The sequence below is a fragment of the Ruegeria sp. AM5 genome (genome assembly GCF_056540645.1).
In genome coordinates, this window is the sequence record NZ_JBQFXC010000001.1 from 686,166 (window position 1) to 701,394 (window position 15,229).

Annotated in this window: 16 protein-coding genes; 8 read left to right on the forward strand and 8 right to left on the reverse strand. The window is 55.0% G+C overall.

Annotated elements, in window-relative coordinates:
* Positions 1 to 37 precede the first annotated feature (37 nt).
* The 8 genes from ACR0AH_RS03490 to ACR0AH_RS03525 form a co-directional block, all read right to left on the reverse strand.
* Positions 38 to 766 (reverse strand): DsbA family protein, encoded by a 729-nt coding sequence (locus tag ACR0AH_RS03490; RefSeq protein ID WP_480590376.1) that lies wholly within the window; start codon positions 764 to 766, stop codon positions 38 to 40.
* A 1-nt stretch (position 767) separates the two neighbouring features.
* Positions 768 to 1,241: a c-type cytochrome gene (locus tag ACR0AH_RS03495; protein WP_480590378.1), complete on the reverse strand. Its 474-nt coding sequence runs from the start codon at positions 1,239 to 1,241 to the stop codon at positions 768 to 770.
* Entirely contained in the window at positions 1,241 to 1,582 is a 342-nt protein-coding gene (locus ACR0AH_RS03500; RefSeq protein WP_480590380.1) for a multicopper oxidase domain-containing protein, read from the reverse strand. Before ACR0AH_RS03500 ends, ACR0AH_RS03495 begins: the two co-directional genes overlap by 1 nt.
* Entirely contained in the window at positions 1,579 to 2,610 is a 1,032-nt protein-coding gene (locus ACR0AH_RS03505; protein WP_480590383.1) for a multicopper oxidase family protein, read from the reverse strand. Before ACR0AH_RS03505 ends, ACR0AH_RS03500 begins: the two co-directional genes overlap by 4 nt.
* Before the next feature lie 39 nt (positions 2,611 to 2,649).
* Entirely contained in the window at positions 2,650 to 3,549 is a 900-nt protein-coding gene (locus tag ACR0AH_RS03510) for a c-type cytochrome (RefSeq protein WP_480590385.1), read from the reverse strand.
* A 9-nt stretch (positions 3,550 to 3,558) separates the two neighbouring features.
* Entirely contained in the window at positions 3,559 to 4,146 is a 588-nt protein-coding gene (locus ACR0AH_RS03515; RefSeq protein WP_480590388.1) for a c-type cytochrome, read from the reverse strand.
* Positions 4,147 to 4,542: 396 nt separating this feature from the next.
* On the reverse strand, positions 4,543 to 4,992 hold the full coding sequence (locus ACR0AH_RS03520) for a c-type cytochrome (protein ID WP_170610614.1): 450 nt from the start codon (positions 4,990 to 4,992) through the stop codon (positions 4,543 to 4,545).
* 69 nt (positions 4,993 to 5,061) lie between these two features.
* Positions 5,062 to 5,652: a L,D-transpeptidase gene (locus ACR0AH_RS03525; protein WP_170625179.1), complete on the reverse strand. Its 591-nt coding sequence runs from the start codon at positions 5,650 to 5,652 to the stop codon at positions 5,062 to 5,064.
* A 1,100-nt stretch (positions 5,653 to 6,752) separates the two neighbouring features.
* Here ACR0AH_RS03525 and ACR0AH_RS03530 point away from each other — a divergent pair.
* The 8 genes from ACR0AH_RS03530 (at position 6,753) to ACR0AH_RS03565 (ending at position 15,180) form a co-directional block, all read left to right on the forward strand.
* Positions 6,753 to 7,307 carry a hypothetical protein gene (locus tag ACR0AH_RS03530; protein ID WP_170421572.1) on the forward strand — a complete coding sequence of 185 codons (555 nt, stop codon included), beginning with the start codon at positions 6,753 to 6,755 and terminating at the stop codon, positions 7,305 to 7,307.
* A gap of 210 nt (positions 7,308 to 7,517) precedes the next feature.
* Positions 7,518 to 8,546: a zinc-binding dehydrogenase gene (locus ACR0AH_RS03535; protein WP_480590391.1), complete on the forward strand. Its 1,029-nt coding sequence runs from the start codon at positions 7,518 to 7,520 to the stop codon at positions 8,544 to 8,546.
* 42 nt (positions 8,547 to 8,588) lie between these two features.
* Positions 8,589 to 9,464, forward strand: a complete 876-nt coding sequence (locus tag ACR0AH_RS03540) for a branched-chain amino acid ABC transporter permease (protein WP_170393104.1) — start codon at positions 8,589 to 8,591, stop codon at positions 9,462 to 9,464.
* A gap of 4 nt (positions 9,465 to 9,468) precedes the next feature.
* A complete protein-coding gene (locus ACR0AH_RS03545; protein WP_170509987.1) occupies positions 9,469 to 10,566 on the forward strand; it encodes a branched-chain amino acid ABC transporter permease in 1,098 nt (365 codons plus the stop codon).
* Positions 10,563 to 11,327 carry an ABC transporter ATP-binding protein gene (locus tag ACR0AH_RS03550; RefSeq protein WP_480590393.1) on the forward strand — a complete coding sequence of 255 codons (765 nt, stop codon included), beginning with the start codon at positions 10,563 to 10,565 and terminating at the stop codon, positions 11,325 to 11,327. Before ACR0AH_RS03545 ends, ACR0AH_RS03550 begins: the two co-directional genes overlap by 4 nt.
* Positions 11,324 to 12,097 (forward strand): ABC transporter ATP-binding protein, encoded by a 774-nt coding sequence (locus ACR0AH_RS03555; protein ID WP_480590395.1) that lies wholly within the window; start codon positions 11,324 to 11,326, stop codon positions 12,095 to 12,097. Before ACR0AH_RS03550 ends, ACR0AH_RS03555 begins: the two co-directional genes overlap by 4 nt.
* 5 nt (positions 12,098 to 12,102) lie before the next feature.
* Complete coding sequence (locus ACR0AH_RS03560) at positions 12,103 to 13,989, forward strand: AMP-dependent synthetase/ligase (protein WP_480590397.1); 1,887 nt, start codon at positions 12,103 to 12,105, stop codon at positions 13,987 to 13,989.
* A gap of 30 nt (positions 13,990 to 14,019) precedes the next feature.
* Complete coding sequence (locus tag ACR0AH_RS03565; protein ID WP_480590400.1) at positions 14,020 to 15,180, forward strand: ABC transporter substrate-binding protein; 1,161 nt, start codon at positions 14,020 to 14,022, stop codon at positions 15,178 to 15,180.
* The last annotated feature ends 49 nt before the right edge of the window (positions 15,181 to 15,229 follow it).

Here is a 15,229-nt window from a genome sequence, read left to right on the forward strand (position 1 = left end):
ATTAGTTTAGGAGCGCACATGCTGTCGTCCCTTAGTTCTATCTTGCGTCTCTGACTGCCTCGATTAGCCGGGTCATTTCATCTTCGGCGATCAGACCCGGGGCAAGCGCATCTCCAATCACAAAAGAAGGGGTGCCACTGAAGCCAAGCTGCCGGGCCAATTCCATGGACACCTGAATATGCGCATCGACTTCCGGCGCCTCCATGTCTGCGCGCAATTGATCCTCGTCCAGGCCAAGTTCCCGAACAACTTTCAGGACACTGGCCTCAGTGGCACGACCGTTCAGAGCCATAAGCGCCCAATGAAATTCTTCATATTTTCCCTGATTACGTGAGGCAAGCGCGGCGCGTGCCGCGAAGTCGGAACCTTCTCCGAGTATGGGCCATTCTCGGTAAACAACTCGGACTTCGGAATCGCCTGCGATTAAGTTTTTCACGACCGGGGCCGCGCGTTTGCAATATGGGCAGTTATAGTCAAAAAACTCGACTACGGTTACATCACCTTCCGGGTTTCCGATGACAGGCGCATTCGGATCCTGTTCCAGCAATTCACGCTGATTTTCCAAGACGTTTCCAATGGCTTCGGCTTTTGCCTGATCTTCGCGCTGTTGAAGCAATTGAATCGCCTGCATGATGATTTCGGGGTTTTCCATAATGGCTTCCAGAGCCAGCCGTTTTACATCGGAGTCAGACAATTCGTCAGCACTCGCCATAGCAGCACCAATCGACATAGTGATGGCAATTAAGCCTGCAAAAAATCGTTTCACGTCAGTTTCCTTCCGTTTGTTCTGCCTCGGTGCGCTGCTCTTGCAGCTTGCGTTCCCGATCCGGCCAACTCTCCTTGATGAAGGCAAGGATGTCCCAGATTTCCTGATCCGACAGAGTGTCCTCGAAACCTGGCATACCGCTTTTGACATTAGCGACGCCCATCTGTTTTAGTGTTTGGTACCCGCCAAGCTTTGTATAATCGAATAACAGCTTGTCGCCGTGATGCCAGGTGTGCCCTGTTCGGTCATGCGGGGGAGCTCGCAAGACGCCATCTGGATCAGGTGTCTGCCAATCTGGTTGACCCTCCAAATCTGCCCCGTGGCATGACGCGCAGTTTTCGGCGTACAAAACTGCACCACGTGCCGAATCCGCTGATGCACCGTTTTGTGCGCGCCCGCTCAGGCCCCAGCCAGCGACCGCGACAATGATCACCACAGCAGCTAGTGACACCCATTTCGCCGCGCTCTTGTTCATCACGCCACGCTCAGCCAGGTCTTCATTCCAGCGGCCTGATGCGACAGCATATGGCAATGAAACAGCCAGTCCCCCGGGTTATTCGCAACGAACGCAATCTCCCGCGTTTCCATTCGGTGAACCAGTATCGTGTCTCGCAACGGTCCCAGGCTCCCGTTCGACAGAACTTCCTGAAAGTGCGTCCCGTGCAAGTGCATGGCGTGCGCAAAGACAGTGTCGTTCTGCATCTGAATAAGGACTATGTCGCCACGCGAAACAGAAGCGAGCGGGTCTTCGGGTAACCCTGCGACTCCGTTGAATGTCCAGATCTGTCCTTCCTGAACCAACTCATTAGCGCTCATGACTTGGCCGTGTAAGTACCTTGACGCAGTCCGCCCATCGCCCCGCCTTCCATCACCAATGGAACCTTTAAGGCGTCAGAAACATCTTCAAGAAAAGAAACAGGGTTGGGTGGCAGAGCTTCGATCTCACCGCGGCTGGCAGATGTACCGCTTCCCGAAACCGGGATCTCAGCGATAACAAATGATTCATCGCGTTCGTGAAGAGTTATTTGAACGGCTTCGTTCGATTCCGCTGTGACGTCGACGATCAAGTCTGCTCGCTGTGCAGGTCCGAAAACAAGTGTTTCGAAATCTTCTGGCTGCCTTGCAGGCATGCCATCATAAGCGACCAGTTTCCCGTTTGCGCCACCTACAGACACATACATGATCCGATCAGTTGCCACGTTGACCATTCGAATTCGCAATCGCTGGTTCGTCAAAACTTCGGTCATTGGCGATATGCGCGCGTGAACGTAGTTTCCCATCCGACCTGCATGGGTCCAATCATGCATTGCACCAAAATCATCTACTATTTGAGCGTCCTTACCCAACCGCCAATCATCCAGAAGGATCGTGATGTCATGGTCCGTGTCCGGCGGGTCCGTTTCGTCGACGATGAACGCGCCGTAAAGGCCCCTGGCCACTTGTTCCGTTGACTGGTTGTGAGAGTGATACCAGAAGGTCCCCGCGTCCTTCAGAGGCAAGTCATACTGAAATTTGCCGCCGGTTGGTACAGCCTCCTGCGTAAGGCCCGGCACCCCGTCCATATTGTTCGGAACCCGCAATCCGTGCCAATGGATTGCTGTAGGCTGAGGTAGCGAGTTCAGGAGTGTCCGGCGAACCGTTTCGCCTTGCCGAGCACGAATTTCAGGGCCTGGAACACCGCCATCATATCCCCATATCTCGGTTTCCGGATAGTTGTTGGGGGCAACACGCGCCAATCCCGAACGCGCCTCGATTATTCGGGGGGCGGTAGCCGACCTCCCAATAGTCGGCACTGCGATTAGTGCCGACGTGCCTGCAACGAATTGCCTGCGATTGAGCTTCATTAGGACTTCCTTCCAAAGAATACTTGATCTCGCACTGGATTATCCCCCGTCGTGCACATCCAGCAGATAGGTCGCCATTGCCTTCAGGTCTTCGTCTGTCAGAAAGCTGGTGCCATAGTTTACGACCTCTCCCATGGCGCCGCCGAAGACATCGCCATCAGGCATGACGCCGGTGCGCAACGCGTAGGCCAGATCATCAACTGTCCACCCACGCATTTGCAGGGTCTCAAAGTCGATGGCCGGTGCCTTGTCACCGCCCGGCAGAGAGTCACTTCCCTTGAAGTGTTCCGTGTCCGAATTTCTTGCGCCAGCCAGGTTCCTCCCGGTGTGACAGGCGGCACAATGCGTGGCACCTTCAACGAGTAACCGGCCCCGGTTCCATACATCATCATTGCCCGGTACGGGATCGGTCCGCGGCGGTTCCAAAAATGCCGCCCGCCACAGCTTCAGGCCCCATCTCTGATTGAAGGGGAACACCATTTCCTGCTCTTTTGATGGTTCCGCTACTGGCGGAACCGTTTGCCAGGCGGCCCAAAGATCGGCGATGTCCTGATCCGTGAAGTTGGCATAGAACGGATAAGGAAAGGCCGGGTAGTAGGGTTGTCCGTCGGGCGACACACCCTGACGTACTGCGCGGGCAAATTCCTCGATGGTCCAATCACCGATCCCGTGATCGGGATCTGTGGTCAGGTTCGGCGAAAAGAGCGAGCCGAACGGGGTATCCAACTCCACCCCACCGGCCAAGGGCGCACCTCCTTTGGCAAAGTCTGTGTGGCAGGCGATACAGCCGCTTGCCCTTGCCAGATACGCCCCGCGGTTAACGTCACCTTGAATGTCGAGAGCTTGTAAGGGCTGGCCAATCGGCCAAGCCATCACAGCAACAAACCCTGCTGACGCCGTAACGGCGGCAGCAAGACCCAACCGTATTGTCGGCTTCATGATGCATTCCTATTCCGACCGAAATCGCGTGTGACACGCCGAGCATGTCTGGCTCAGCATCATGAACACACCATCTGCCGGCATTCCAGACAGCTGTGCTAAGTTTGGACTGCCAGCCATCATCCCGCTGCCCATCATGGAACCACCTCCCATCATGGAACCACCTCCCATCATGGATTTGCCGCCCATCATGCCGGAACCATGACCCGATCCGGACGCCATCAGCCCGTTGTCTGCCGAAAGCGCAAGGCCTTCTGAGTAGATTTCCAACTGTCTGGCTATTTCTGTAAAGGAACCCCAATCCTGCCAGATTTGCGATTTGGCCTCCGAGGGTTTGCCATCAGATCCCTCTGGAAACAGCTTAGTCATGCTCTCACCGGCGTGGCTTCCGATTTTCTTGGCTTCGCTTCGTACCGTTTGCGCATTGTAGGGCGTTTTCCCCTGCATCATCGGTGTAAGGACCTTCATGCTGTCCTTCATCGCGGACATGCCGTCCATGCGTTCTTTGACGATGCCGGTTGCGCCACCATGCGCCAGGGCGGCCGCCGCAAATAGTGAAACCAGGGCCACGCTTGTAGTCATTTTTAGAATGTTCATTTCTTTGTCCTTTTCGTCTGCTTCGACGCGCCCATCTTGGGCGCAATTCGACTCGTCAGATCAGGACACGCGGCGGTGGTGGGTCAAACGCGATAATACTAAGAACCCGGTATTGAGCTCGCGAGATCGAGTATCTTCGTTCCGTGCCTTGGGGACCAGGCGGTGTTGGACCCATCAAAAATAGTCCAACAGCGTTGCAGATCGCTCCGCCATGACAATGCCCGGGATGACCCTGCTTGACATGTTCGACGTCCGCAGAGTCGGATTGGTCAATCACATGCTGTGAATCACCGCCATGTGCATGTGCAGAATCGGCCGTTACAAGTAACCCGCCAATGGCCAGCGCAATTGACAGGATGAAGTAACGAATTGCAGTGCCCACTCGACTCGTCACCTTCAGAAAATCCCGTTTTCCTGCTGCAACTCTCTTATATACGCTACGATGCCTTTCACATCCGCGCGGGTCAAGCCATCGACCGGCGGCATGTTACCGAACTTCCAATGATGGGCTCGAACACCATTCTGGACGGCCACGTAAAATGCCTCGTCCGAATGGTGGCCTGGTTCATAGATTTTATGCACCAAAGGTGGTGCAAGGCCTTCCAGACCTGTTGCATTCGCGCCATGGCACGCCGAGCATTTTGCGTCGAATGCCACTTTGCCGACTGATGCAAAATCGCTTAGATGGTCCGGTAGATTGACGTTTTGGATTGGGTCTCCCGACGCCAGCGTCGACGTATCAGGTGTCGTCATCGAATGGCCAGCTGGTTGCTGATTTAGATTGTAGACGATTGCGACGGCACCTGCGATCGCCACACCGCCTATCATGAGTGTAAGTTTATCCATTTTACTATTTCACGTCGTTGTCAGTTACCGAGCTTAAGCGCCCGTCCAGAGAAGCCGACTTGACCATGGTCAGATCAGTTTTACCTGCGTGCCCACGGTGGCCAGTTCGAACAAGTCCGCGATCTGCTCATTGTACAAGCCGATGCAGCCATTGGAGGATCTTCTTCCGATCTTGCGTGTGTCGTTGGTGCCGTGGATCCGGTAGTATTGCCAGCTCAAATAAAGTGCATGTGTCCCCAGAGGATTCTCCGGACCCGGGCCCACATAGTCGGGCCAAGCGGGGTTGCGCTTTTTCATTGCTGGTGTCGGTCGCCAAGATGGCCCCTCAACCTTGCGAGTTACTGTGGTGTAGCCCAGCCTTGTAAGGTCTTCCGTCAGCGGCACGCTGGTTGGATACATCCGATAGACGCTCTCGTCTTCTGACCAATATTGCAGGACCTTGGACTGTGTATCGGACAGGATCACACCATTCTTAAGCGTATCAAAGTGATCCTGCCATTTAGCAACGCGGAATGAAGAAACATTGCGGCGCGTCCCTTCGGTTGTCATCGATTGGGCCCAAACGGCCGGTGCTGGAAAAAGAGTTGTCGCAGCAAACGCGGCAATCACTCCGCGTCGCGTAACAGCCTTTCTATCCCTGTTCGGTTTCATGCCTGCCATCCCAAGCGTGTATTCTTGCTCTACGACTCATTTGGGCTGTATGCCCGGTTCCCGCGCTGGAAGGTCAACAAACAACAGGTTTTGCGTAAGGGATATTTCATCTGGAATGCCGCCGCCGTGGGCACATGGGGCGGTTTCAAAGGTGGCTTCAGATCGTCAAGCTATTGTGAAGAAGAAACTATTTTTGGGTACTCACACCAAAACAACGTCAATACAGGTAGATAGCAAGCATGGAGCGTTTTCCCGAGCTTCTATCGCCTTTGTTCAGATTGCTGCCCGTTGTCGGTCCAATAACGGTAAAGAGCGCAACACCTGCGAGAGCTTTGACCTGTGTCATGGCATCGATTTCCCAATAACCTGTATGGTCGTTGGCACGCGGCCCAGATTCACTGGACACTATACTCTCGCGTAACGGTCGCCATAATAGCTTTGTCTGGATGCACGGGCAGGCACCACCTCGTTGACTGGATTAGCCTCGGAGCGGAATACTGTTACCGTACTCACCATTAAGTTGATCGCGAGGTTCTTCGCGGAACATTTGATTGAAATGACACAAGAAACGTGTGCCGTCTGGAATGCTTTACTTTCCTAGCCTACTGTTTCGAGCGAAAAAGATTTGGTGTTAGAAAGTCACGCGGAGTGGTAACAAAAAATTCCGGTTCCGCCCTAAGGATCTTCAATGGGCGTTCGGCAACCGCTGACATAGGTCACTCACCATAAATCACTTTAATGCTTTCTTGTGACACCCCTGCCCGCTTTCTGTGCCGAACCTGCCCATCTTGACGCCACAAAGCCCTTGTCTCTTAATGCAAGGACTTCTGTTTTGATGTAGAACACGGTCTCGGAAATCGTTGTGAGTGCAAGCCCACCCAGGGTTCGAATCCCTGTCTCTCCGCCATAAATCAATTCATCCTTCAAGGCTGTTTCTTTGCTTGTGTTGCGATTCCTGCAATGGATGGCATGATGTTGCCACTGCCTGCAGTGTCAATCAGCGCAGTGTGGCTCAAACCCGCAATATGCTGCAAACTCACGTGTTTTCCCCTTTGCTTTAACGTACCTTAACCCCATCTGAGCGACACATCATTTGAAGGAGACATCCAATGTCGCGTCTTTTACTTATCGTAGCCATCGCCGTTATCGGCGGAGGCGCTTACTATTTCGCCACAAAACCTGAACCAACCCCTGCCGAGCAGTTGCAATCGGCGGCTGAAGATGCCTCAGAGGCGGTTGGTGAAGCAGCCTCGGCAATACAAGAGGGCGCTGCTAATGCCGTTGAGGCGGCGACTGAACAAGCATCCGAGGCTGCGTCCTCGATTGCGGATCAGGCCTCGGAAGCTGCATCTTCGGTATCGGAACAGGCCAGCGACGCTGCTACATCTTTGACCGAGCAGGCCAATGATGCAGCCTCAGCAGCTGGCGATCAGGTCGCAGCGCTTGCCGGTCAGGGACAGGAACTGTTCAACTCGTGGGTTCAGGACGGCATGCTGACCGCGCAGAATTTCGACTATGACGCAATCGTCACGTCAGTTCAGGAAAGCGCCTTGTCTCAGGACATCAAAACACAGGTTATGAAGATCCTCGACGAGATCAAAGCGTCGCCTGAGCTGGTTGTCGCGAAGATACAGGATCTGCGCAATCTGATGACGCAGCAGTGATCAATTCTAGAACCAGCCCCAAGAGGGCTGGTTCACCCGGTCGGGATGCGACTTAATTTGCGTCACTTTACGGCATTACCCAATTGACATAGCTCACCGTGTTTGATTGCTTTCTTGAGATTGTTTTGAAAAAATAAAACCTTTTGTCAGTGTGTTACATTGTGACGATGAAGGCCTCGTGCTGAACTCGCATCAAAGAAGGATCGAACGATGACCACCCTGCCCGACACCATGTTTGCCGTTGTTCAGACGCAGGACGGATATTCCGGCACAGCCACGGGACCGACGCTGGAGAATGCCTCGGACTGGTTAGCGGAGGCTGAACTGCCTGTACCTGTCCCAAAGGCGGGACAAGTGTTGATCAAAGTGCGCACTGCCTCGGTGAATCCTTCAGATATCCATTTTATCAAAGGGGAATATGGTCAGCCGCGGGTCAAAGGCGCCGCAGCAGGGTTCGAGGGGTGCGGAGATGTTGTTGCCACCGGTACCGGCGCTGACGCCCTGCTGGATCAGCGCGTGGCCTTTGTGGCAGCAGGCTCTGGTGCCTGGGCCGAGTATGTTGTGACGCAGGCCCAGATGTGTATCCCCTTGCGCCCCGAAATCTCGGATGAAGACGGGGCGGCGCAGATCGTAAACCCGCTAACCGCAATGGCGATGGTGGATATCGCACGGGCTGAGGGCGAGGCTTTTGTGGTCTCTGCCGCCACCAGCCAGCTTGGTAAGTTGATGTGCAGCCTTGGACGGGATCTTGGGTTGAAACCGATCGCTTTGGTGCGGCGCGCCGAAACGGTCGAGATGTTAAAAGGCCTGGGTGCGGCAGAGGTGGTCGTGACCAGCGATACGGATGCGCCGACGCGGTTTGCCACGATCAGTGCAGATCTGAAACCTCGTGTTTTTCTCGACGCGGTTGCCGACCAACTGTCAGAGCAGGTGTTCTGCGCGATGCCCAATGGCGCGCGGTGGGTTTGCTATGGGAAACTCAGTACGGAAATGCCGAAGTTGACTCAGATGGGCCAGTTGATCTTCATGAGCAAACGGATCGAGGGTTTCTGGCTGACCCGCTGGATGATGGACACCCCCCCGGCTGATCAAATGCGAGTTGTCAGCGAAGTGCAGGCGCGATTTTCAGATGGGCGCTGGCGCACAGATGTTTCCGCGCGGCTTTCGCTACGGGAAGTGCTGCCAAATCTGGCGGATGCTCTGAAAAAGAGTGACGGGAAGGTGATAATCACTCCATAGTAGAACAAAGCGACGGACTTAACCGGCTTAGGGAGGGTGAGATTGGATAACGCACAGCTGCTGATTAGCGGGCTGGCGAATGGTTGTGTCTACGGCCTGATCGCCCTTGGCTTTGTACTGATTTACAAAGCCACCGAGGCAGTGAATTTTGCGCAGGGCGATTTCATGATGCTGGGTGCGTTTGTCACCATTGGCCTTACGAATACGGAATATATGGGGCTGCCCTTCTGGCTGGCGCTTCCGATTTCACTGGGGATTATGGGCGCACTTGGGTATCTGATCGATCGGCTGATCATCCGCCGCGTCTTTGGCGAAAGTCAGACTGCCGTGGTGATCCTAACCATCGCCTTGGGCTTTGTGATCAGGTTTGCAGCTGGTCTGATCTGGGGGCACGAGCCGCAAACGCTGCAGAACCCATTGGCTGGTAAGGAAATCCGGTTCGGTGGTCTTGTGCTGGGGATGGAGGACGTGGCCGTTATTGTTGTCACCGTCCTACTGACCTGGGGTCTTTATGTGTTCTTCAGCAAGACCAAGCTGGGGCTTGCCATGCAAGGTGCGTCTCAAAACCAGTTGGCGGCATATTACATGGGGATCCCGGTCAAGCGGGTTCAGGGCTTAATCTGGGCATTGGCCGGAGTTGTCGCCGGGATTGCCGGAATTTTGTTCGCGGCCAAAGGCTCGGTCGATCCCACAACTGGGCTTCTGGGGATCAAGGCATTTGCAGCAGCTGTGATCGGCGGGTTCGGCAGCTTGCCCGGCGCATTGGCCGGCGGGTTAATCGTCGGCGTAATCGAGCCCTTCGCTAGCCGCTATATCGCAGCCGGGTACAGTCAGATCGCGCCTTATGCGCTGTTGCTGGCAGTTCTGATCTTTCGACCGCATGGGCTGTTCAGCCAGGTGCGGGTCAAGAAGGTCTGATCGCATGCGGATTGTTTTCAAAACAAACTATATGCAGGACATTCGCCCTTGGAAGGATGGCTATCAGCTTAGCCTCTATCTGATCCTGTTGGCGGTCGTAGCCGCTGCGCCGTGGTGGCTGGATGATTTCTATCTTGGGGAACTGACTAATGTCCTGATCTGGGCCATCGCGGGTTTGGGCTTGATGATCCTAACCGGCCATACCGGGCAGGCCAGCCTTGGCCATGCCGCCTTTCTGGCCGTTGGGTGCTATGCCAATGTCATCCTGATTGAGGCTGGGGTGCCCTTTCTGCTGGCGTTCCCGTTGGCGGGCCTGTTGACCGGCATCGTCGGAGCAACCGTCGCTATTCCTGCCCTGCGCCTGCATGGCATCTATCTTGCGATCTTCACCCTGGCTCTGTCTGTGCTCATGGACGACATCATCGTTCTGGCCGAACCCGTCACCGGAGGTGTCGCGGGTAAATATCTGGGTGGTGTCGAAATCTTCGGACATCTGGTCGATCGTTGGGCCACCCCGGCCCCGTTTTTCTGGCTGGTGCTGGCCGTCGCCGTTATCGTGACACTGGGCTATATCAACCTATTGCGCGCGCCCTTGGGCCGCAGCTTCATCGCCGTACGAGACTCTGAGATCTCAGCGCAGGCGATGGGTGTGGATATCGCGCGCACCAAGACAATCTCTTTCGCCCTCTCCTGCGCCGTCACCGGACTAGCAGGCGCATTGATGGGTATGTTCTCTGGGGCGTTCAATAACGAGACATTCAGCGTCGTAATTTCCATCCAATTGCTGATGATGATCGTTATCGGAGGTCTGGGTTCGATCCATGGCGCGTTTTTGGGCGCAGTTGTGATCGGTTTCCTGCCGCAGTTTCTGTCGATTTCAAAGGAATACGCGGCAGCCCTGTTTGGCGGCAATACGGTCGCCATTCCGGGGCTCGAATTCGGCATCTTCGGCATGATCCTGATCGCCTTCATCCTGTTCGAACCGATGGGTCTGTATGGTCGATGGCTAAAAATCCGGACGTGGTTCGAACTGTTCCCCTTCTACCGCAAGGACATGTTCAAACGACAAAAGTCCTATCTCAAGACGGAGCGTCTGAGATGAGCTTGCTGGAGTTTGAAAACGTTACCCTGAAATTCGGCGGTCTGACTGCTGTGGATGATCTGTCCTTCAACGTGCAAGAAGGTGAGGTGTTCGCCATCGTCGGTCCCAACGGCGCCGGCAAATCAACGGTCTTCAACCTGATTTCGCGCTTCTATGATCCTTATGCAGGGGCGATCCACTTTGACGGGCATGATCTGCTGCGTATCAAGCCCTCGGGTGTCGCGGCCTATGGCGTCGCGCGGACATTCCAGAACATTGAACTGTTCGAATATGCGACCGTTTTGCAGAACCTTCTGGTCGGGCGCCACCGGCACCGCAAAACCAATCTGATCTCGGAAATTCTGTTCTCGCCCTCAGCTCGCAGGCAGGAGATCGAGAACCGAGAAAAGGTTGAAGAGATCATCGACTTCCTCGACCTCCAGGCCTTTCGTGACAAGATGATCTCGGGCTTACCCTATGGCGTGCGTAAGGTGGTCGAAGTCGCTCGAGCGTTGGCCACCGATCCAAAACTCCTGCTGTTGGACGAACCCGCCTCGGGCTTATCGGTGGAAGAGACCACAGATATGCGTTGGTGGATCGATGACATCCGGCGTCAGATGGGCATTACCGTGCTTATGGTAGAGCATGATATGGGTCTGGTCTCGGGCGTATCCGACCGGGTTCTTGCCATGGCCGACGGAGCGAAGCTTGCCCTTGGAACCCCAGCCGAAGTTCAATCTCATCCTGCTGTGGTAGAGGCCTATTTGGGCAAAGCTTCATGAACCAACCGATCCTTAGCATTCGCAATGTTGAAAGCTTTTATGGCCCGATCATGGCCATTCGTGGCGTGTCATTGGACGTGCATCGAGGGCAGGTCGTTTCAATCCTGGGCGCAAATGGCGCGGGCAAGACAACGCTGATGAAAACAATCTCAGGCGTGATGGATCCCGAAAAAGGTTCAATCACATTTGACGGTCAGCAAATACAGGGATCGGAACCTCACAAGGTCGTGCAAAATGGCATCGTCCATGTGCCCGAGGGACGCGAGGTCTTTCCACTTTTGACCGTCGACGAGAACCTGAACCTTGGGGCTTATACCCTGTCGGATAAAGGACAGATCGATCATGACCGCGATCTGGTGTTTTCCTACTTTCCTGTGCTGAAAGACCGCCGCAATCAAGAGGCTGGCACTCTGTCCGGCGGGCAACAGCAGATGCTGGCGATTGGGCGCGGCCTGATGGCTAACCCGCGTATCATGCTGCTGGATGAGCCCTCGCTGGGCCTATCGCCGCTGCTGGTGCAAGAGATTTTTGGCATTCTCAAACGCCTGAATGACGAACAGAGCATGACAATGATGCTGGTCGAGCAGAACGCCAATGCGGCACTGGAACTCGCCCATCATGGCTATGTAATGGAGATCGGACGGATCGTTATGGATGGTGCGGCTGAAACCTTGCTGCAATCCGAGGACATTCAGAACTTCTATCTGGGCGTTCAGGAAGAAGGCGCGCGAGAAAACCGACGCTGGAAACGCAAAAAGACGTGGAGGTGAGCTGGATGGACGCAAGCCCCCTGCCCCCTCAGACCAGTATCAACGGTGTGCAGTTCAACGCTACGCCAGGTCAGAGACCCCTGCGAGTCGATGGCTGTGTCACGATATGCGAGTTATTCCAGAAACGCTGTGCCGAACTGGGACCGCGTACGGCGCATCGCGAGAAGGACTTCGGCATCTGGAAATCCTACTCATGGGCCGACTACTGGCAACACGCCAAATGGATCGGGCTGGCCCTGCGCAAGCTGGGTCTGCAACGTGGCGAGGTTGTCTCGATCCTGTCCGAAGACCGCAAGGAATGGGCGTGGTTCGACATGGGCATCCAGTGTGTCGGAGGGATTGCTTCGGGCGTCTACACCACAGATTCGACCAGCCAGTTAAAATACCTGATCAATGACAGTGGCAGCCGGTTTCTGATCGTTGAAGATGAAGAGCAGTTGGACAAGTTCCTCGAAGTCGAGGCGGATCTGTCCGATCTGCTCAAGGTCATTATCCTTGAGGATGAAGGCCTGCACGACCTGGATCATCCGCGTTGCATGATGATCGAGGACTTGTATGCTCTGGGGCAGCAGGCTGAGGTCGATGAACCCGGCGCATTCGAAGCAGAAATCGCTGAAACCACGTCACAAGACACCGCCCTGCTCATATATACGTCAGGTACCACCGGTAATCCCAAAGGCGCCATGCTGAGCCATGAGAACATCATGGCCGCGATAGAGGCAGGGGCGCATTCCCTGCCCTCCCAATCAACCGACGAACAGCTATGCTTTCTGCCGCTCTGTCATATCCTCGAACGCGACGTGTCGATCTACTACCCGCTTGCGATGAAGACTACTGTGAATTTCGCTGAAAGCCCCGAGACAGTGTTCTCCAACCTGCAAGAGGTCTCTCCCGCCACCTTCACTGCCGTCCCGCGCGTGTGGGAGAAGATCTACTCGCAGGTCATGTTCATGGCGAAGGAAGCAACGCCCACAGGACGCTTCGCCTTTGCACAGGCGCTCAAGTCTGGAATGGCGCGCGCCGAATTTATCCTTGCAGGCAAACCTGTTCCAGCACCGATCGCTATGCAGTTCTGGCTTTGGGATCGGCTTGTTCTGCGCAACCTGCGCCGGATGCTGGGCTTAGATCGTCTCCGCCGAGGTGGCTCTGGTGCAGCGCCGATCTCTCCCGATTTGCTCAGGTGGTATTGGGCAATTGGCGTGCCCATTGTCGAGGGCTTCGGTATGACTGAAACCGCCGGCATAGCAGCGCTGAACACGCTTGAGGCCAACAAGATCGGCACCATTGGGAAACCTGTTCCTGGCAACGACCTGCGCATCTCGGAAGACGGAGAAATTCAGGTCAAAGGCCTCAACGTCTTTCAGGGCTACTGGCGCAACAATGCCAAAACAGCCGAAAGCTTCACCTGCGACGGCTGGCTGCGCACCGGGGATATGGGGCATATCGACGAAGAAGGTTTTCTTACCATCACAGGGCGCCTCAAGGACATCATCATCACTGCGGGCGGTAAGAACGTCACGCCCGCAGAGATCGAGAGCGGGTTGAAGTTCAGCCAGTATATCTCGGACGCGGTGATCATCGGGGATCGGCGCAAGCATCTGACGGCGCTAATCATGATCGATCAGGAAAATGTCGAGAAATTCGCACAAGAGCGCAAGATCCCCTTTTCGAACTTTTCTTCCCTTTGTGCTGCTTCCGAAGTGACGGAGCTGATCGGCGAGGAAATCGCAGCGGTCAATAAGGAATTTGCGCGGGTCGAACAGATCAAGGATTTCCGGCTGATCGACGTGTTGCTCACTGCCGAAGATGAGGAGCTGACGGCGACTATGAAACTCAAACGTGGTCTGGTGGAAAAGAAACACGCACATCTCATTGAAGATATGTACAATTAGTTAAGGGGCGACCCAACAGGGAGGAGAAGTATGAAACACTTGTTTAAGGGCCTTGCCGCAGCGACGGCATTGACTGCATCTGCCACGATCTGCTGGGCGCAAACACAAGGCGTGACAGATGACGAGATCGTCATTGGCTCAGTCAACGACCTCAGCGGCATCTTCGCTGCTGTGGGCGTTCCGGCCACCAAAGGCGCAAATGTGGTCTTTGATCGCGTCAACGCCGAGGGTGGCGTGCATGGCCGCAAGATCCGCTTTGTGGTCGAGGATAACGGCTATCAGATGCCACGCGCGATGCAGGGCTATAACAAGCTGCTGAACCGCGACAAGGTTTTCGCGATGTTGCAGTCGCTGGGTACGCCGATGAATGTTGCTGGGTTCAAGCTTCTGGACCCGAAAGGTATTCCTAATGTCGCCCCCTTGACCGCCGCGCGGCAAATGCTGCAAGAGCCGATGAAGAACAAGTTCACCTCATTCTCGACCTATTACGATCAAGCTCGGATTGGGGTGAAGTATCTGAACGGTGAATTTGGATCGCAAACCGTTTGCACCATGTACCTGCCTACTGATTTCGGTGAGGAAATTCTGGAAGGCAGCAAAGCGGGAGCCGAAGAGGCTGGCATCACTTTCGGCGCTGAGACCACCCACAAACCGGACGAGACGGATTTCGTGGGGTCCTTGAGCAAGCTTAAAGAAGAAGGTTGTGACATCGTCACGATGGCGCTCGGCGTGCGTCAGGCAATCACTGTTGTTGGAACGGCCAAGAAAATGGGCCTGACCGACATGAAGTTTCTCGGCACCTCGGCCAGCTTCCTAACCGTGGTCGCACAGGTGCCCGGTGGTGTGACCGACGGTTTCTATGCGGCGGCCTCGTGGCTGGATCTCTGGGCGCGCGCCGAAGAGCCTGCCCCGGCAGCATTTATTGCTGAATACAAAGAGGCTACGGGCGAAGACCCGGTCGGATTTTCAATGCTGGGCTATTCAGCGGCCGAGATGATGGTCAAAGCGCTTGAAGCTGCAGGTCCTGATCTGACGCATGATAGCTTCATTGCCGCGATGGAATCTCTGGATTACATGGATGAGTTGGTCGGCAACCAGATCACATATGGGCCCGATGACCATCAGGGTGCTGACACTGTATTTGTCAGCGTCGTCGAAAATGGTGCGTGGAAACTGGTTTACGAAGAATAAACCGACCAAGAAAAAAGGGCTCGCAGTTGCGAGCCCTTTCCAATTCGGT